The organism is Streptomyces sp. NBC_00846, from assembly GCF_045207325.1.
Classification (GTDB): Bacteria; Actinomycetota; Actinomycetes; order Streptomycetales; family Streptomycetaceae; genus Streptomyces.
Genome location: NZ_CP108846.1, coordinates 4,460,175 through 4,478,456 on the forward strand (window position 1 = coordinate 4,460,175; position 18,282 = coordinate 4,478,456).

General features: G+C 69.1%; 16 protein-coding genes and 2 pseudogenes. 5 read left to right on the top strand and 13 right to left on the bottom strand.

Annotation, left to right across the window (positions count from 1 at the left end):
* Positions 1-316: 316 nt before the first annotated feature.
* Positions 317-1,159 (top strand): IS5 family transposase, encoded by an 843-nt coding sequence (locus OG936_RS20605; RefSeq protein WP_406496538.1) that lies wholly within the window; start codon positions 317-319, stop codon positions 1,157-1,159.
* Positions 1,160-1,613: 454 nt separating this feature from the next.
* Complete coding sequence (locus tag OG936_RS20610) at positions 1,614-3,899, top strand: SpoIIE family protein phosphatase (protein ID WP_406500525.1); 2,286 nt, start codon at positions 1,614-1,616, stop codon at positions 3,897-3,899.
* Between the two features lie 130 nt (positions 3,900-4,029).
* Here OG936_RS20610 and OG936_RS20615 read toward each other — a convergent pair.
* Positions 4,030-4,332 (bottom strand): annotated as a pseudogene (locus OG936_RS20615) (transposase); the annotation flags it as partial.
* A 150-nt stretch (positions 4,333-4,482) separates the two neighbouring features.
* Positions 4,483-4,691, bottom strand: a pseudogene (locus OG936_RS20620) (DUF397 domain-containing protein).
* A gap of 71 nt (positions 4,692-4,762) precedes the next feature.
* Here OG936_RS20620 and OG936_RS20625 point away from each other — a divergent pair.
* Complete coding sequence (locus OG936_RS20625) at positions 4,763-5,305, top strand: GNAT family N-acetyltransferase (protein ID WP_406496540.1); 543 nt, start codon at positions 4,763-4,765, stop codon at positions 5,303-5,305.
* Between the two features lie 266 nt (positions 5,306-5,571).
* Here the strand turns inward: OG936_RS20625 and OG936_RS20630 are convergent, their stop codons facing one another.
* Genes OG936_RS20630 through OG936_RS20640 form a run of 3 tightly spaced genes read right to left on the bottom strand, consistent with a single transcriptional unit; the run spans position 5,572 to position 6,940 of the window.
* Positions 5,572-5,817 (bottom strand): DUF397 domain-containing protein, encoded by a 246-nt coding sequence (locus tag OG936_RS20630; protein WP_406496542.1) that lies wholly within the window; start codon positions 5,815-5,817, stop codon positions 5,572-5,574.
* Positions 5,810-6,076, bottom strand: coding sequence for a DUF397 domain-containing protein (locus OG936_RS20635; RefSeq protein WP_406496544.1), 267 nt, complete (start codon positions 6,074-6,076; stop codon positions 5,810-5,812). The genes OG936_RS20630 and OG936_RS20635 overlap by 8 nt, the downstream gene beginning before the upstream one ends.
* Positions 6,077-6,088: 12 nt before the next feature.
* On the bottom strand, positions 6,089-6,940 hold the full coding sequence (locus OG936_RS20640; protein WP_406496545.1) for a helix-turn-helix transcriptional regulator: 852 nt from the start codon (positions 6,938-6,940) through the stop codon (positions 6,089-6,091).
* Positions 6,941-7,149: 209 nt separating this feature from the next.
* Between OG936_RS20640 and OG936_RS20645 the strand changes: the two genes are divergently transcribed.
* Positions 7,150-7,590: an ATP-binding protein gene (locus tag OG936_RS20645; protein ID WP_406496547.1), complete on the top strand. Its 441-nt coding sequence runs from the start codon at positions 7,150-7,152 to the stop codon at positions 7,588-7,590.
* 68 nt (positions 7,591-7,658) lie between these two features.
* Here OG936_RS20645 and OG936_RS20650 read toward each other — a convergent pair whose 3' ends face one another.
* The 4 genes from OG936_RS20650 to OG936_RS20665 all read right to left on the bottom strand — a co-directional run bounded on the left by OG936_RS20650 (position 7,659) and on the right by OG936_RS20665 (position 11,596).
* Complete coding sequence (locus tag OG936_RS20650) at positions 7,659-7,850, bottom strand: hypothetical protein (RefSeq protein WP_406496549.1); 192 nt, start codon at positions 7,848-7,850, stop codon at positions 7,659-7,661.
* A 93-nt stretch (positions 7,851-7,943) separates the two neighbouring features.
* A complete protein-coding gene (locus OG936_RS20655) occupies positions 7,944-9,500 on the bottom strand; it encodes an FAD-dependent monooxygenase (protein ID WP_406500526.1) in 1,557 nt (518 codons plus the stop codon).
* Between the two features lie 94 nt (positions 9,501-9,594).
* The gene (gene rarD / locus OG936_RS20660; protein ID WP_406496551.1) at positions 9,595-10,581 is read right to left on the bottom strand and encodes an EamA family transporter RarD; all 987 of its coding nucleotides are present in this window, start codon (positions 10,579-10,581) and stop codon (positions 9,595-9,597) included.
* Positions 10,582-10,735: 154 nt separating this feature from the next.
* Complete coding sequence (locus OG936_RS20665; protein WP_406496553.1) at positions 10,736-11,596, bottom strand: SDR family oxidoreductase; 861 nt, start codon at positions 11,594-11,596, stop codon at positions 10,736-10,738.
* Positions 11,597-11,702: 106 nt separating this feature from the next.
* Between OG936_RS20665 and OG936_RS20670 the strand changes: the two genes are divergently transcribed.
* On the top strand, positions 11,703-12,110 hold the full coding sequence (locus OG936_RS20670) for a winged helix-turn-helix transcriptional regulator (protein ID WP_406496554.1): 408 nt from the start codon (positions 11,703-11,705) through the stop codon (positions 12,108-12,110).
* A gap of 30 nt (positions 12,111-12,140) precedes the next feature.
* Here the strand turns inward: OG936_RS20670 and OG936_RS20675 are convergent, their stop codons facing one another.
* The 4 genes from OG936_RS20675 to OG936_RS20690 form a co-directional block, all read right to left on the bottom strand.
* Positions 12,141-14,096, bottom strand: coding sequence for an APC family permease (locus tag OG936_RS20675; RefSeq protein ID WP_406496556.1), 1,956 nt, complete (start codon positions 14,094-14,096; stop codon positions 12,141-12,143).
* Between the two features lie 102 nt (positions 14,097-14,198).
* A complete protein-coding gene (locus tag OG936_RS20680; protein WP_406496558.1) occupies positions 14,199-15,257 on the bottom strand; it encodes a 2-oxoacid:ferredoxin oxidoreductase subunit beta in 1,059 nt (352 codons plus the stop codon).
* Positions 15,250-17,205 carry a 2-oxoacid:acceptor oxidoreductase subunit alpha gene (locus tag OG936_RS20685; protein ID WP_406496559.1) on the bottom strand — a complete coding sequence of 652 codons (1,956 nt, stop codon included), beginning with the start codon at positions 17,203-17,205 and terminating at the stop codon, positions 15,250-15,252. The genes OG936_RS20680 and OG936_RS20685 overlap by 8 nt, the downstream gene beginning before the upstream one ends.
* Before the next feature lie 302 nt (positions 17,206-17,507).
* Complete coding sequence (locus OG936_RS20690) at positions 17,508-18,182, bottom strand: response regulator (protein ID WP_406496560.1); 675 nt, start codon at positions 18,180-18,182, stop codon at positions 17,508-17,510.
* Between the last annotated feature and the right edge of the window lie 100 nt (positions 18,183-18,282).

The window sequence follows — 18,282 nt, forward strand, 5'->3', positions numbered from 1 at the left end:
CGGCGTTCGTCATCCGCGCGCCCCGCTCCTGCGCCCTGAGCCACCCGCCGCGCCGGCGTGCTGATCTCCGGGCTCGTGCCGGTCAGCATCGGCAGCCGCGTCCGCAGCCAAGCATCGAGCCGAAGAGCTTTCTGGTATCAGGGCGAGCGACGACGCATTCGTCATCGCGCAGGAAGTCTCTTGTACGTGGGTGCCGGTCTGGATCGTGAACCTTAGAGCTCGCGCAGATAGGCGGCGTGGGCAGCCCCGGCAACAAGGTGGGCACAGGTCCCGGTGATCATGGAGTTGCGACGCTCTGTGACCACTGGGGAGATCTGTGCCCGTCCTTCCATCATGGCTGACCGACCCGCTCTGGGATCAATTCGCGGCACTGCTGCCCAAGCGCCCTGCGGTCGATCCGGCCCACCCGCTGGGTTGCCACCGCAGCCGTATCAGCGACCGGATCGTGTTCGACAAGCTGCTCCAGCTCTTGCGGTTCGGCTGCTCCTACCAGGCGGTCTCCGACACGACCTGCTCGGCGACCACAATCCGCAACCGCCGCAACGAGTGGATCCGGCTCGGCGTCTTCGCCCGGCTCAAACAGATCGCGCTTGAGTCCTACCACCGGATCGTCGGGCTCGTGCTCGACCAGATCGCCGTCGACGGCTCCATCACCAAGGCCCCCGGCGGCGGAGAAGCGGCCGGGCGCTCGCCGGTCGACCGCGGCAAACAGGGCCTGAAGCGCTCCGGCATGACGGATGGCTATGGGATCCCGCTCGGCAGGGTCCTCGCCGGAGCGAACCGCCATGACTCTCCGCTGCTGGCTCCGACCCTGGACCTGCTGGTGGACCTGGGGCCGCTGCCCGAGGCCATCACCGTGCACCTGGACGCCGGCTACGACTCGGACAAGACCCGCGCCGAACTCGCGGCGCGCAGTCTGCACGGCCGCATCGCGCACAAGGGGGAGAAGGCGCCCATCCAGGCGAGCCAGCGGTGGCACGTCGAGCGCACCCACGCCTGGCAGAACGCCTTCCACCGGCTCGCCCGATGCTACGAACGCCGCGTCGCGGTCATCGACGCGTTCTTCGACCTCGCCGATACGATCATCACCGTCCGTAGCCTGCTCCGCAGGGCGTGGACGACCCACCGCTGGGACAACCGTCCGAACCGCCGCCCATGAGCGAGTGCCGATCTACGCAGCGTCTAAGTGCAGCAGTTTGGGCATCTTGATGCCGACATGATCGGTACGTATGCCTGCCGGCGTATAGGTACGGCCGCCACCGCCCTGGTGGACGTGTGCAGCACGTCGTCACGGCAGTAGAGCATATTTTCCCTATATGGGCGACGATCGGTTTATGGGTGACGATCGGTGTGGCTGGTGCGGAGCTCCACTGCCGGAGTCGGCAGGCCCGGGTCGGCGGTATTGCCGTCAGGCGCATCGGCAGGCGGCCTGGCGGGCCAGGCGTCGCTGGCAGGCGGCGGCGGAGGCGCGGCAGGCGCTGGTGTTCGCGGAAGCGGATCTCCTGACGCAGGTGCAGGCCGCAACCCAGCAGGCGAGCGACTCGCGCCCGGGGCGAGGAACGGAGGGCTGCCATGTTGTCGCCGTGGCGGAGGTGCCCGGGTTGGCCGGGCAGATGGTGCGCTGTGCGGTGTTGGCGGACCGACGAACCGGGGCGAGCTGGGCGCAGATCGGTGCTGGCCTGGGCATCAGCGCGGAGGCGGCCAGATGCCGCTTCAGGCGCCTGGAGGGATCCCTGTCTGGTGCCGCTGGGGAGGGTGAGAGCACGAGGGACCTCGCCGGCTTCGGCGCAGGCACAGGCTCGGGCACGCATCTACTCTGCGCCGCTTTGGACCAGTTCATGCGGGAGACAGACGCTTCCGGGGCCCTGGTATACCTGCTGCCGCCAGGCGAGCGGGTGCTGCGGCTGGCGGTGCTGAGGGGGGTTCCCCGGCAGATCGCCGCGCACTGGACGCAGGTGCCGCTGGCGGCCCGCACCCCGGCGACCGACGCCGTGCGCGAGCGGCGTCTGGTGTGGATAGGCGGCCAGGAAGAGATGGCTCGCCACTACCCGCAGATGGCACTCGCGCTCCCCTACCCCTTCTCGGCGGCCGCTGCCCCGATCACCACCGGCACCACCGTCTGGGGCGCCCTGGTGGTGCGGTGGCCCAGCTCGCATCCATCGCCGCTGACCCGACACGAACGCAACGCGGTCCGTACCTCCTGCCGCCGCCTGGGCCTTCTCCTGCGGCAGGCCGCCGACAGCGGCCACCCGCTGCTGCCCGGGTCCGAGCCGCAGGTCCTGGCCCCCCTGCGTGCCCGCGCTCGCGGGCCGACCCAGGAGGCGGCAGCGGCGGACTTCGCCGAGCGCCTGCCCGGAGGATGCTGCACCTTGGACCTTGACGGCCGGATCACCTTCATCACAACCACCGCCGCCGACCTCCTCGGCGCCAGCGCCGTCGACCTGCTGGGCGTCCTGCCACGGCAGGTCCTGCCGTGGCTGGACGACCCAGTCGTCGAAGACCGCTACCGGGCTGCGGTGCTCAGCCAGAAGGCCACCTCCTTCACCGCCCTGCGCCCACCGGACCGGTGGCTGGCCTTCCACCTGTACCCGGACGTATCCGGCATCAGCGTCCGCATCGCCCCGGCTTCCCCGTCCCCTGCCTCGGAGACGTCAGAGGTTCTGCACCCCGCACCGTCGGCCGCACCGGGTCGGTCGACCGCCCACCACCTCCTGATGCACCTCGCCGCCACGCTGACCGAGGCCGTCGGGGTCATGGACGTGATCGCCCGGATCGATGACCTGGTCCCGACCGCCTTCGAGGCCCAAGCCCTTGCCCTGATGATCGCCGAGGAGGGCCGGCTGCGGATCATCGGCTACCGCGGCTACCCCGCCGAACTCATGGACCGCTTCGACGGCACCCCCCTGGCCTCCAACACCCCTGCCGTGCGTGTCCTGACCAGCGGCGTCCCCAGCTTCTACGCCACCTTCGCGGACCTCAAGCGCGCTCATCCCCCCGCCGTCCTGCAGGACGGCAAGGCCGCCTGGGCCTTCCTGCCCCTGATCACCTCCGGCCGCCCCGTCGGCTCGCTGGTCCTCGCGTACGACCGGCCGCATTCCTTCACGCCCGAGGAACGAGCTGTCCTCACCGCGACCGCCGGGCTGATCGCCCAGGCCCTGGACCGCGCCCGCCTCTACGACGCCAATCAGGCTCTCGCCCACAGCTTGCAAGCCAGCCTGCTGCCCCAAGCACTGCCCCGCGTCCCCGGCCTGGACGTCGCCACCCGCTACCTCCCCACCGCTCACGGCATCGACGTCGGCGGGGACTTCTACGACCTCATTCATCTCGACACCGACGTCGCCGCCGCAGCAATCGGCGACGTCCAAGGCCACAACGTGAACGCCGCCGCCCTCATGGGGCAGGTCCGCACCGCCGTCCACGCCACCGCCGGCGCATCGCCCGGCCAAGTCCTCGCCCGCACCAACCGCCTGCTCACCGACCTTGACCCCGGCCTGTTCACCAGTTGCCTCTACGTCCAGCTCGACCTGGCACGCCACCGCGCCTGCCTGGCCACCGCCGGCCACCCGCCCCCACTCCTGCGCCACCCCGACCTACACACTGAGATCCTCACGCTGACGCCCGGGCTCCTGCTCGGCATCGACCCCGCCGCCGAATACCCAGAGACCGACATCCCCCTACCGCCCGGGGCCGTGCTCGCCCTGTACACCGACGGACTCGTCGAAACCCCCGGCATCGACATCGACGACGCCACCGCCGACCTCGCCGCCCAGCTCGCACAGGCCCGGGGCCAGACCCTGGACGCCCTCGCCGACACCCTCATTCACCACGCCCAACGGTCCGCCCCCCGCAACGACGACATCGCCCTGCTCCTCATCCGGCCTCAACAACACGGCCGCTGACACCACGGCCCGCCCGGCTCGGCGGGGCTCCTGTCCCCGCCCCGTCGGCGCCGCCGGACTCGGTGAAGCATGCCTCCCTTTCCGAGCCCACCGCCGATCGGAGCCGGTGGACGGCGCTCTGCCAGGTGTGCGCGATCTGTTTGAGCCGGGCGAAGACGCCGAGCCGGATCCACTCGTTGCGGCGGTTGCGGATTGTGGTCGCCGAGCAGGTCGTGTCGGAGACCGCCTGGTAGGAGCAGCCGAACCGAAAGAGCTGGAGCAGCTTGTCGAACACGATCCGGTCGCTGATACGGCTGCGGTGGCAACCCAGCGGGTGGGCCGGATCGACCGCAGGGCGCTTGGGCAGCAGTGCCGCGAATTGATCCCAGAGCGGGTCGGTCAGCCATGAACGGGCACAGATCTCCCCAGTGGTCACAGAGCGTCGCAACTCCATGATCACCGGGACCTGTGCCCACCTGTTGCCGGGGCTGCCCACGCCGCCTATCTGCGCGAGCTCTTATTCATGACGGTGAAACCGAACCCTCGGGTGCGGTTGTGTACCTGGACGCTGTCACGGGCATGGAAGTGCAGCGACAGGAATAACTCAGCCCTGCTGTGTTCGGTCGCCGTGATCCTCGATGAAGTGGTCGAACTCGCCGGCCTGGACGCTCAGCGTGAAGGCGTCCCATTTGGTGCGGGTGGTGGTGACGATGTCGGTGGGATCGCCGGTCTCGCGGAGGTAGACGGTCCGAAGGCGATCTCGATCCAGGGGCCGGGGCCCTCCTCGCCCTGTTGGTTCGCCGGAGTGCGCAGCGGAGGTGGGTACCCACCTCTGGTCCTGTAATCGACTGACTGTGGGGTGGTAGTCCTGGCAGACTCACGGTGTGCGCGATCGAATCAAGACCCCTTCGGGGCTGCTGCTGCGTCCCTGGTGTGGGTATGACGTGGAAGCTGTGCTCGGTGCGTTCGTGGAACCTGCCATGCGGCGTCAGGTGGTTGAACCCATCAACTCGCTGGCGGCTGCGTCGCATTGGCTGTCGGAGCGAGAAGAGTGGTGGTCGGCAGGCTCGGCCTTTGCGTTTGCCGTAGTCGGCACCGACGGCGTCGTGCTGGGCAACGTTCAGGTGGGATCGCTCAGCCGTCGACATGACACGGGCTGGGTCTCGTACTGGACGACGGCTTCGGCCCGTGGTCGAGGAGTGGCGACGAGCGGATGCCGGGCTTTGGCCTCCTGGGCTTTCCGGGAGCTCGGCTTGTTCCGGCTGGAGTTGGGACACCGCGCGAACAACCCGGCCTCGTGCCGAGTCGCTCAGGCGGCAGGGTTTGCGGTGGAAGGACTTCAGCGGCAGAAACTCGTGTACGACGGTGTTCGTTACGATGTCGAGCTTCATGCCCGTCTGTCCACCGATCCGGGGCCGCAGGTCTGACGCCGGGTGAGTTCGACCGGGTCGAGAATGGGTGGCGTCGGCAACGCCGCCTGGCTGCCGTACCGTCCAGGGAGTTTCCGAAAGCCCGGCTGTCCGAGGCCGATGCGGCCGGACCCGCGTAGTTGTCCGGCGGGCCAGGACGAGGGTGTCGAGTTCTGCGGCCACTCCGCCGGGCGCAGGGGGTATCCCCTGCGCGAACGTGACAGTCGACCCGTGGGGCGTCACGTTTTTGCGCGGGGTTAGGTCTGGGGGCGGTGTGATGGTGATCAGTGCTGAGCGGGTGGGGTGCCCTCGGTGCTCTCGATGAAGTGGTCGAACTCGCCGGCCTGGACGCCCAGCGTGAAGGCGTCCCATTTGGTGCGGGTGGTGGTGACGATGTTGGTGGGGTCGCTGGTTTCGCGGAGGTAGACGAATTCGTCCGGTCCGAAGGCGATTTCGATCCAGGGGCCGGGTCCTTCCTCGCCGTCGGGGGCGGCGCGGACCCAGGCGAGGTCGGTGGGGATATCAGCCATGGAGGGTGTCCTTCTTGACGGCGTGGAGGAGGGCGGCCAGGGCGGTGGGGCAGGTACGGAGTATCGCGCCGCTGGGGTCGCCGGATTCGGTGAGTGCTATTGCTCCGGTCCGTACGGCGGCTACGTGCACGCAGGCTTCGCCCTGCGCGCAGTAGGACGATTTCTGCCAGGTGCCGACGGGGGAGGCGGATATCTGTATGCAGGCGTCCCCTTCCCCGCAGTACGACGACTTCTGCCAGCAAAATGCAGACACGGGCACGGTGACGTCCTTTCACAGGTCTCGTGCAATACGGCGGATGAAGTCCTGAGACTTCCTGGGTGGGAGCGCGACCGTGTCCATCCGGTCGAGAAGCGTCCGGTACTTCACCAGCTGAGCCTCGGTGTCGAGCAGTACGGATCCGTGGGACTGGTCGAGATGCACTGTGTCGAGCTGCGGTACAGGACCGACCCCGTACGCGACCGACTGTCCGGATCCAGGGTAGGCCCCGGCATCGAACGGAATCACGGTGACGGTGATGTGCGGTTTCTCGCTCATCGTCAGAATGTGTTCCAGCTGTCTGCGTGCCGTGGTGGTTCCGCCGAACTTCATCCGGAGGGCGGCCTCGTGCAGGACCGTTGAGTACGGCGTGGGCGACGTCCGGTAGATGACGTCCTGTCGCTTGATGCGGTGGGAGACGCGGTGCTCGATCTCCGGCGGTGACAGCTCCGGCACGACCTGGCCGAATACCTCACGGGCGTGGTCTGCGGTCTGGAGCAGTCCAGGGATGTGGCAGGTGTAGGCGGTGCGCAATGCGGTTGCATGGTGCTCGAACTCGGCGAGGTCCAGCAGTCCCCTCGGCAGAATGCCCCGATACTGCTCCCACCAGCCTGCCGATCGGTCACTGGCCATGGCCGCCAATGCTTCCACGTACGCCAAGTCGTTGCAGCCGTAGGTGCGAGCCATTGCCCGCACTCGGTCGGGGCTCACGCCGAATCGAGCGGTCTCCACATTGCTCAGCTGTCCTGAGCTGGTTCCCACCTGCTTCGCCGCCTCGGTGGCGGTCATCCCCGCGTGCTCCCTGAGCTTGCGGAGCTCACCTGCGAGACGGGTGCGGCGAGCCGTGGATGCTGGCCTCGCTGTCATGGAACTCCTCCTGACTTACGACTGGTTGGGAGGTCACTCACATGAGGGAATCAAGATGGATTTTCTCGAATTCACGCAAAGTATCTTTGCCTTGGAGTCTAGTCTCTCGCTCAGGCCACTCGCCTAGAAGCACCCCGTTCGACGGAGCGGCCTCGTCACTGGGCAACCCGATGCGCACCCTCAACTCTCCTCCGTGATCGGAGACTTCCATGGTCAGTACCACGGTATCGCCGCCCTGGGCGTACACCCTTCAACTTCCGCAGGATCCCCGCGCCCCCGGCGTGGCCCGTACGACTCTTCGCGCCATCCTGCGTGCGCACGGCATGCGCGAACTCATTGAGATCGCCGAGCTGTTGGCGAGCGAACTGGTCACCAACGCCTACCTGCACTCCTCGGGGGCGTATTCCCTGCGGCTGCGCGATGCCGGGCGCAGTCGGGTGAGGCTGAGCGTCTGGGACACCAATTCGCACATCCCGGCGCCGTTCCGGTGGAGTGCCGAGGCCCCGGCGGAGCTGGCCGAGCGGGGGCGGGGGCTGTACCTCGTCACTCTCTACGCGGAGAGCTGGGGCGCGTACCCCATGCGTGGCGGGCTGCCGGGGCAGGGCGGGAAGCTGCTCTGGGTGGAGTGCGCGGCAAAGGGGGAGAGGTAGGCGGGGAGAGAGCGAGCGACCCGGTGGATCGCTCGCCCCAGGCAATCACGCCGGGAACTCCGGCTCGGTCAGGAGGCCGTGGACCACGGGCCGGGGAAGCGCTGCTGCGGGTACGCCTCGACGACGTGGACGGGCCGCAGGGAGGTGGGGCCGGATGGGTGGCCCCGGTCCGTGCCGGCGTCCGCGTGGCCCGTGGGCGAGGCGCCGAAGAACAGGAATGACAGCGTGGACAGGGCGGCGGTGGCGGTGCGCAGGAGCACGCGGGAGTTCCCGCACGCGCGCGTGAATCGGCTCATAGCATGTCAGGAAAATATGAGTGCGCGACAGTTGCGGGATTGCCCGGTGCGACGCGCTCAGAGCCGCCTGAATGCCGTACCGCTCAGGCGGTCCATGTAGGTGCCAACAGCCTGGCTGTCCGCCGCCGGTGAGATCAGTGCCACGTGGTTGTCCGGGCGGACCAGGACGAGGATGTCGGCGCCCGGCTCGATGCCGTACGCCGTACGGGCGTGGCCCGCCTCGTCGGCCAGATCGGCGGGGCCGCCCGCTCCCACCCCGTACGCCCGTACCGCGTCGCCGTACGCCGCTTCCGTGGCCCGTAGCGTGTCCGCCGTGCCCGGGCCGAAGCCCAGCAGGGTGAAGTGCGGTCCGGCGAACGCTTCGAAGAGGCGGGTCGGTGCGCCTGTTGCGGCGTCGCGGCACGGGGCGTCCGGGGCGCGATCGCCCGCTCGCAGACGGGGGGTGGTGGAGCCCGTGGGGGAGAGCGAGCTCCAGCGGTAACCACGCGTCAGGCCCGTGGTCTCGGCGGTGCCCGCCGCGTCCAGGCCGCCGCCCGGCTGCTTGATCGCTTCGAGAGTGGCCCGCAGCCGCTCGGAGGTGATGTCCAGCGTCCAGGAGGCCACCGGCAGCCGCTCCTCCTCGTACGTGTCCAGCAGGCCCGGATCCGACTGGCCGGTGACGACCCGGGCGAGCTTCCAGCCCAGGTTGAACGCGTCCTGGATCCCGGTGTTCATGCCCAGCCCGCCCGCGATGGAGTGCACATGCGCGGCGTCCCCGGCCAGCAGGACGCGGCCCACCCGGTAGCGGTCGGCCATGCGCTCGTTGACCCGGTACGTGGACAGCAGGTCGGCCCGCGTCAGCTGGGTGCCCGGCAGTCCGGTGTGCCGGGCGAAGAGCCGGCGGAAGCTCTCCAGCGAGGGCGGTACGGGGGCACCCGCCCGGTCCCGCTCCGGCCCGGCCTGGAACCACCAGCCCGACCGCGTACCCGGGATCGGGCACAGCAGCACGGCACCGTCCTCGTCGAACCACTGGTGCCAGTAGCCGCGGTCGAGGCCGTCCGCCTCCACGTCGCCGCAGACCATCATCTGCTCCTCGGTCGTCTTCCCCTCGAACGGGATGCCGAGCAGCTTGCGTACCAAACTGTGACCGCCGTCGCACCCCACCACGTACCGCGCCGCGAGGCTCCGGCCGTCGGCGAGCGTGACGGTCACCGATTCGGGTCCTGCCGCCAATCCGGTCGCTTCCGCGTCGAGTTCCACGTGTACGCCGTACTCCGCCAGGCGGTCCCGCAGAATCTCCTCCAGCCGCCACTGGGCGACCATCCATGGCCGGTCGTACGGGGTGTCCGGCGTCGGGCGCGACGCCTCGAACGGGTCGGTGTCGGCGATCGGCAGCCCGTTGCGGTACTTCCGCATCGGCGGCGGCATCGAGCCCGCCGCCAGCACCCTGTCCACGATTCCCAGGTCCTCCAGGACCTCCAGGGACCGGGGGTTGGGGCCCTTGGCCCGCGAGCTGCGCGGAAAATCCGGGGACTTGTCGATGATCCGTACGGCGACGGAGCGCCGGGCCAGATCGCAGGCCAGGGTCAGGCCGGTGGGGCCCGAGCCGACGATCAGTACCTGGGCGGTGGGCATGGGCATGCGGGGCTCCCCGGTCGTAGGTCCGTGGAAGCCCAGGAAAACGTAACCGAGTTAAAAAAGCAACCCGGTAACTAAGGTGAGGGCCGGGTCACCGGGCCGGGCTCGCCGTCGAGGGGGGTGAGGCGGAATCCCCGGCCGGAGGTGTCCGCTGTCCCGCCAGTTGCGCCGCAACGGCCTGCGCCTGCGCCCTCGTCCGCCGTGACGTCCGGAACGCGTCCCAGGTCAGCAGGATGAGCGCCAGCCACACCAGGGCGAACCCGGCCCACCGCTCCGGCGGCATCGCCTCGTGGAAGTACAGGATGCCGCAGATGAACTGGAAGACCGGCGCCAGATACTGCAGCAGGCCCAGCGTGGAGAGCGGTACGCGGATCGCCGCTGCCCCGAACAGGATGAGCGGTATGGCCGTGACGACGCCCGCCGCGGCCAGCAGCGCCGTGTGACCGGGGCCCTCGGAGGTGAACGTCGAATCGCCCTGTGCGCCCAGCCACAGCAGATAGGCGAGCGCCGGCACGAACAGCACGCCGGTCTCGGCGGTGAGCGACTCCAGGCCACCCATGTTGACCTTCTTCTTCACCAGGCCGTACGTCGCGAAGGAGAACGCCAGCGACAACGAGATCCACGGAGGCCGCCCGTAACCGATGGCCAGCACGAGCACCGCCGCGACACTGGTGCCGACTGCCACCCACTGCGCGGGACGCAGTCGTTCGCCGAGGAACAGGACGCCCATGGCTATGGTGACCAGCGGATTGATGAAGTAGCCGAGCGAGGCCTCGACGACGTGCCCGTTGTTCACGGACCAGATGTACAGACCCCAGTTGACCGTGATCACGGCTGCCGCGACCGATATCAGGCCGAGCTTCCTCGGCTGCCGTATCAGCTCGCCGATCCAGGACCAGCGGCGCAGCACCAGCAGCGCGATGCCGACGACCCCGAGCGACCAGACCATGCGGTGGGCGAGGATCTCGATCGCGCCGGCGGGCTTCAACAGCGGCCAGAACAGGGGAACGATGCCCCACAGGCCGTATGCGCCGATACCGGACAGCAGTCCGGCCCGTTGGTCGGTCGTCCCCTTCACGGACCCGCCCCCTCCCATGTCTGTGTCAGCTGCTCCGCGTCGACCGATCCGTCGACTGCACGACGGTAGCGCCGGAAGGGCCTCATGTCATAGCCGTATCGCCATACGGTCATGACATGAGGCCCCTGGGGGGTGGGAGGAGGGAGTGGTGGAGTTACGCCGTGGCCACCGCCGCGGCCACCGTCTCGGCGAGCGGCGTCGTCGGCCGGCCGATCAGCCGGGCCAGGTCGCCGCTCGTACCGGCGAGCAGCCCGCGCTCGATCGCGGCGTCCACATCGACGAGGATCGCCGCGAAACCCTCGGGCACGCCGGCGCCGACCAGGATCTCCTGGTGGACGGCGGCCGGGACGTTCTGGTGGACGATCTCCTTGCCGGTGGCCCGGGCGACCTCGGCCGCGTACTCGGCGAACGACCAGGCGACATCGCCGCTCAGCTCGTAGACCGCGCCGAGGTGGCCCTCGCCGGTCAGTACGGCGGCCGCCGCGGCGGCGTAGTCGGCGCGGGTGGCGGAGGCGACCCGTCCGTCACCCGCGTTGGCGACGACGGCGCCGTGCTCCAGGACGGGGGCGAGGCCGGCGGTGTAGTTCTCGGTGTACCAGCCGTTGCGCAGGAAGGTGTGCGGCAGTCCGGCGTCGAGGATCAGCTGCTCGGTGACCTTGTGCTCGTCGGCGAGCGTGAAGTTCGCGTCGGGACCGCCCAGCACGCCCGTGTACGCGAACTGCGCGACGCCCGCCGCCTTGGCCGCGTCGATGACGGCGGTGTGCTGCGGGACGCGCCTGCCGACCTCGCTGCCGGAGATGAGCAGGACGCGGTCACCGGCCCGGAAGGCGTCCTTGAGGGACTCCGGACGGTCGTAGTCCGCGACGCGGAGCTCGACGGCGCGGGCGGCGAGCGGGGCGGCCTTCGCCTCGTCGCGGACGACGGCGGCGATCTCGGTCGCGGGCACGGTGGCGAGCAACTGGTCGATGACGAGACGGCCGAGCTCTCCGGTGGCTCCGGTGACGACGATGCTCATGGGATTCTCCTCTTTCGGTGGCGCTGGTCCTCGTTCGGGCTCTTGAACTCACCGTACGGGGTGCACTAACCAAACGAAAGTACCCACTTTGAAGTAAGGTACTTGCATGAGCGTGAGCGACCCGGGCCTGAGCCCGAGCCCGAGCCGGAAGCCCGACGTGAACCGGCAGATGTGCCCCTCCCGGCTGGTGCTCGAACACGTCACCAGCCGCTGGGGCGTCCTGGTCCTCGCCGCGCTGCTGGAGCGCTCGTACCGCTTCAGCGAACTGCGCCGGGAGGTCGGCGGGGTCAGCGAGAAGATGCTGGCCCAGACCCTCCAGACCCTGGAACGGGACGGTTTCGTGCACCGGGACGCGAAGCCGGTGATCCCGCCCCGGGTCGACTACTCGCTCACCGGGCTGGGCCGGGAGGCCGCCGAGCAGGTGTGGGCGCTGGCCCGCTGGACGGAGCGCCGTCTGGACGCCGTGCACGCGGCGCGCGAGACGTACGACGCGCGGAAGGCGCACGACGCGTAGAGCCACCCGGAAGCGGCGGGAAGACAGCGGTCAGTCCGGCTGAGGCGCCCGCCCCTCCTCCAGCGTCCGCAGCGCCCGCGAGACGTCGAACGGCAGGATCGTCACCGCCACGTGCGGCAGCGGCGCCAGCGTCTTCGCCATCTGCTCACCCGTGCCCCGGTGCAGCAGCTTCCCGAGCACGTTGCGGTACGTGCGCCGGGGGACCAGCACCGTCAGCCAGGTGTTCCCGTCCTCCGTGGTGCGGACCGCCAGCTGCCGCATCGCATTGCGCAGCCGCCGGTCCGGGCACGCCACCAGCTCCAGGGACACGGTCGTGGCGGCCGTCGACTCCCATCGGGCGGCCAGCCGTCTGCCGTACGCCTCGTCGATCGCGAAGTGCACCGCCCGGATCTCGTCCGGACGCAGCTCATGGGCGTACCGCAGGGCTTTCAGTGTCGCCAGGTCGAGCGACTCGACGAGCACGAAGACCAGATGGCGGCGGGCCCGGGCACGGTCGGCGCCCGGAGCCTGGATGCTCTGCAGCACGGCCGCCTCACGCCGGTACTCGCGGTTGATCCGCGTCAGTGCCCAGACCCCGAGCGGGAAGACCACCACGACCAGCCAGGCGCCCTCGGTGAACTTGGTTACCGCGAAGATCAGCACGACGGCGGCCGAGATGAACGCGGTGAGCCCGTTGACCGCGATCTTCAGCCGGCGGTGCGGCTCCCGGCGCCGCAGGTGGTACGCGGTGAGACCGGCCCCGGCCATGGTGAACGCGGTGAACACGCCGATCGCGTACAGCGCCACCAGCCTGTCCACGCTGGCGCCGGTGGCCAGGAGCAGCGCCAGCGAGACGGTGGTCAGCGAGATGATGCCGTTGGAGAACGCCAGCCGGTGCCCGCGCCGGGTCAGCACGCGCGGCAGGAACCGGTCCTCGGCGACGAAACTGGCGAGGTACGGAAAGCCGGTGAACGGGGTGTTGGCGCCGGTGTAGAGGATCAGCGCGGTGGCCAGCTGTACGAAGACGAGCCCGGCCGTACCGGCCGGCCCGCTGCCGAACGCGAGGTGGGCCTCCTGCGCGATCACGGTCGGGGTGCCGTCCTTGTACGGCACCGCGTGGGTGAAGTGCGCCAGCGTGGACACGCCCAGCACGAGGGTGCCGAGCACCGCGCTCATGGCGATGAGGGTGCGGCGGGCGTTGCGGCCCTGGGGTTCACGGAACGTGGAGATGCCGTTGGAGATCGCTTCGAGCCCGGTGAGGGACGAGCCGCCGTTGGCGAACGAGCGCAGCACGATGAAGAGGGAGGCGCCGTAGAGCCAGCCGTTGCCCGGGGTACCGAGCGGCACGACTCCGGCGGCGTGCAGATCGGCGTGCGGCAGCTCGCCGAAGATCCCGCGCAGCGCGGCGACGAGGAGGACGAGGCCGATGGCGGCCACGAAGAGATAGGCGGGCAGCGCGAAGGCCCGGCCCGCCTCGCGGACCCCGCGCAGGTTCCCGTACGCGAGCAGCACGATGACGGCGACGGAGACCGGGAGCTGGAGATGGTCCAGGCCGGTGAAGTTGCCGCCGACCAGATGGGCGAGCGAGATCAGGGCGTTGGTACCGGCCGAGACCTGCACGGCCACGGTGACGATGTAGTCGACGAGCAGTGCCACGGCGGCGATCTGTGCGACGTTCGGCCCGAAGTTCTCCCGGGCGACGACGTACGAACCGCCGGCCCGGGTGTAGATCATCACGACATCGCTGTAGCAGAGCGTCAGGAGCAGCAGCACCAGCAGGATCGCGCCGGTTACCGGCATGAGCAGCGTGAAGGCGGCGACACCGACGACGGGTACGAGGACCCGGAGCATCTCCTCGGAGCCGTACGCGGTCGAACTGACGCAGTCGGAGGCGAGCACCCCGAGCGCCGTCCGGTTGTTCAGCTTCTCCTCGCTGATGCGCTCGGTGGTGAGAGCTCTGCCGAGCAGACGCCGCTTGATGCGGTAGGCGGGGCGGTCCAGGGTCATGGCCACATGGTGCGCGGTGGCCGGGCGCACCCCCGGACGCAATCGCCGGGCGGGCCGAAATTCAGCCCGTCCGGCGACAGCGGGTGGCGAGGGCGGGAACCGTCAGCCGACGACGGTCCAGTTGTCGTTGCCCGAGAGGAGCGCGGCCAGGTCGCCCTTGCCGTTCTGTTCGACGGCGGTGTCGAGCTGTTCGGCCATCTGTGTGTCGTAGACGGGCCGGTCGACGCTGCGCAGGACTCCGATGGGGGTCTGGTGGAGGGTGTCGGGGTCGGCGAGGCGGGACAGGGCGAAGGCCGTGGTGGGGCTGGCGGCGTGGGCGTCGTGGACGAGGATCTGGGACTTGTTGTCGTCGGTGACGGTGACGACCGACAGGTCGCCGGTGCCCGGGTCGCGCACGACGCCCTTGGAGTCGTCCGTGCCGAAGAGGATCGGCTGTCCGTGTTCCAGGCGGATGACGGCGTTCTGCGCCTGGTCCTTGTCCTTGAGGGCGTCGAAGGCGCCGTCGTTGAAGATGTTGCAGTTCTGGTAGATCTCCACCAGCGCCGTGCCGGGGTGGTCGGCCGCGGCGCGCAGGACACTGGTGAGGTGTTTGCGGTCGGAGTCGATGGTGCGGGCGACGAACGACGCCTCGGCGCCGAGGGCCAGGGAGACCGGGTTGAACGGGGCGTCGAGGGAGCCCATCGGCGTCGATTTGGTGATCTTGCCGATTTCGGAGGTGGGGGAGTACTGGCCCTTGGTGAGCCCGTAGATCCGGTTGTTGAAGAGGAGGATCTTGAGGTTCACATTGCGGCGCAGGGCATGGATGAGGTGGTTGCCGCCGATGGACAGGGCGTCACCGTCGCCGGTGACGACCCAGACGGACAGGTCGCGGCGGGAGGTGGCGAGTCCGGTCGCGATGGCGGGGGCGCGGCCGTGGATGGAGTGCATCCCGTAGGTGTTCATGTAGTACGGGAAGCGGGAGGAGCAGCCGATGCCGGAGACGAAGACGATGTTCTCTTTGGCCAGGCCGAGTTCGGGCATGAAGCCCTGGACGGCGGCGAGGACGGCGTAGTCGCCGCAGCCGGGGCACCAGCGCACTTCCTGGTCGGACTTGAAGTCCTTCATGGACTGTTCGGCTTCGGCCTTGGGCACCAGATGGAGAAGGGGGTTGGCGTCAGGCATCGATGGCCTCCTTCAGTGCCGCCGCGAGCTGTTCGGCCTTGAACGGCATACCGTTGACCTGGTTGTAGCTGTGTGCGTCGACGAGGTATTTGGCCCGGATGAGGGTGGCGAGCTGGCCGAGGTTCATCTCGGGCACGATCACCTTGTCGTAGTGCTTCAGTACCTCGCCGAGGTTGGCGGGGAAGGGGTTGAGGTGGCGCAGGTGGGCCTGCGCGATGAGGTGCCCGGCAGCGCGGAGGCGGCGGACGGCGGCGGTGATGGGGCCGTACGTGGAGCCCCACCCCAGGACCAGGGTGCTCGCCTGGTCGGGGTCGTCGACCTGGATGTCGGGGACCTCGATGCCGTCGGTCTTGGCCTGGCGGGTGCGGACCATGAAGTCGTGGTTGGCGGGGTCGTAGGAGATGTTGCCGCTGCCGTCCTGCTTCTCGATCCCGCCGATACGGTGTTCGAGACCCGGGGTACCGGGCAGGGCCCAGGGGCGGGCCAGGGTCTGCGGGTCACGCTTGTAGGGCCAGAACACCTCGGTGCCGTCGGCCAGTTCATGGTTCGGACCGGTCGCGAACCGGACCCGCAGATCCGGGAGGTCGTCGACGTCGGGGATCTTCCAGGGCTCGGACCCGTTCGCGAGGTACCCGTCGGAGAGGAGGAAGACCGGGGTGCGGTACGTGAGGGCGATCCGGGCGGCGTCGAGTGCGGCGTCGAAGCAGTCCGCCGGGGTCCTGGGCGCCACGATCGGGACCGGCGCCTCACCGTTGCGCCCGTACATCGCCTGGAGGAGGTCGGCCTGCTCGGTCTTGGTCGGCAGGCCCGTGGACGGGCCGCCACGCTGGATATCGATGACGATCAGCGGCAGTTCGAGGGAGACCGCCAGCCCGATCGTCTCCGACTTCAGCGCCACCCCGGGCCCGGACGTCGTCGTCACCGCGAGCGACCCGCCGAACGCGGCCCCCAGCGCCGCCCCGATCCCCGCGATCTCGTCCTCGGCCTGGAACGTACGCACACCGAAATTCTTGTGCCGGCTCAGCTCATGCAGAATGTCCGAAGCCGGGGTGATCGGATACGACCCCAAGTAGAGCGGCAGGTCCGCCTGCCGGGATGCGGCGATCAGCCCGTAGGACAGGGCCAGATTCCCCGAGATGTTGCGGTACGTGCCCGCGGGGAAGGCCTGCGAGGCGGGTGCCACCTCGTAGCTGACGGCGAAGTCCTCCGTCGTCTCCCCGAAATTCCACCCCGCCCTGAACGCGGCCACGTTCGCCTCCGCGATCTGCGGTTTCTTCGCGAACTTCGCCCGCAGGAAGGCCTCGGTCCCCTCCGTCGGCCGGTGATACATCCAGGACAGAAGTCCCAGCGCGAACATGTTCTTCGAACGCTCGGCCTCCTTGCGCGAGAGCCCGAACTCCTTCAGCGCCTCGATCGTCAGCGTCGTCAGCGGCACCGGATGAACGCTGTAGGCCTCCAGCGACCCGTCCTCCAGCGGACTGGTCGCATAGCCGACCTTCGCCATCGGGCGCTTGGTGAACTCATCGGTGTTCACGATGATTTCACCGCCGCGCGGCACATCGCCGATGTTCGCCTTCAAGGCGGCCGGGTTCATCGCGACCAGAACATTCGGCGCGTCACCCGGGGTCAGGATGTCGTGATCGGCGAAATGCAGCTGGAACGACGAAACCCCCGGCAGGGTGCCTGCGGGGGCGCGGATCTCGGCGGGGAAGTTCGGCAGCGTGGAGAGATCGTTCCCGAACGACGCGGTCTCCGAAGTGAACCGGTCACCCGTGAGCTGCATACCGTCCCCGGAGTCACCCGCGAAACGGATGATCACCCGGTCCAGACGGCGGATCTCCTTCTCGCCGGCGCCCGCATGATGGGAATGGGGGGCACGCTGTCCCCCGACGGGCGCCTCGCTGGCCTCATCGGCCTGATCGGCTGGGCTACTGACCTGGCTGGTCACTGAACTGGACCTCCCTCGGGGCGGCTGCTCGGGACCGGCCGGCCCGCCGGTGGTCCCAAGGCCCACCCTACGTCGGTAAGGGTCGCCTTCCCTGGACCGATCATATGGTGGACGTCGTTTTGAGACGCGATTTGATACCGGTTTGTCATGTTTGGCAAGCCCCCCAGCTGTTCGATGAAGACGCTGTGCGCTCATTCCTTTGTTCTAGGACTCCGGTCGGCCGCCTGGGCGGCCGACCGGAGTCCTGGACGCACGCCGGTCCGAACCGGCTCCCACCAGGTATCTGACAGGGTGTCAGCTAATTAGGAGTTCAGGTAGGTCAGCACTGCCAGTACCCGGCGGTGATCCCCGTCACTGGGGGACAGGCCCAGCTTCAGGAAGATGTTGCTGACGTGCTTCTCCACGGCGCCGTCGCTCACCACCAGCTGCTTGGCCACCGCGGAATTCGTCCGGCCCTCCGCCATCAGGCCGAGCACCTCGCGCTCGCGCGGCGTCAGCCCGGCCAGGACGTCCTGCTTACGGCTCCGGCCCAGCAGCTGGGCCACCACTTCCGGATCCAGCGCCGTGCCGCCCTGCGCCACCCGGACCACGGCGTCGACGAATTCCCGGACCTCGGCGACCCGGTCCTTCAGCAGATAGCCCACGCCCCGGCTGGATCCTGCCAGCAGCTCGGTGGCGTACTGCTCCTCGACGTACTGCGAAAGAACCAGGACCCCGATTCCCGGGTAGTCCTTGCGCAGCCGCACCGCCGCCCGCACGCCCTCGTCGGTGTGGGTGGGCGGCATCCGCACGTCGGCGACCACCACATCGGGCAGCGCGTCCTGATCCGCGAGCTCGTGCACCGTCTTGATCAGCGCCTCGGCGTCCCCGACCCCGGCGACCACGTCATGCCCGAGATCGGTCAGCAGCCGGGTGAGCCCCTCCCGAAGCAGTACCGAATCCTCGGCGATGACTACCCGCACCCTGTCCTCCACCATGACGCCCGTATCCCCCACTGTTCGCTGGTCCTGCACGTACGGCCTCCAGCATCCCAGTATCGGCAGCGCTGTGTCCCCGGCCGCCGTACCGGCTCGATTT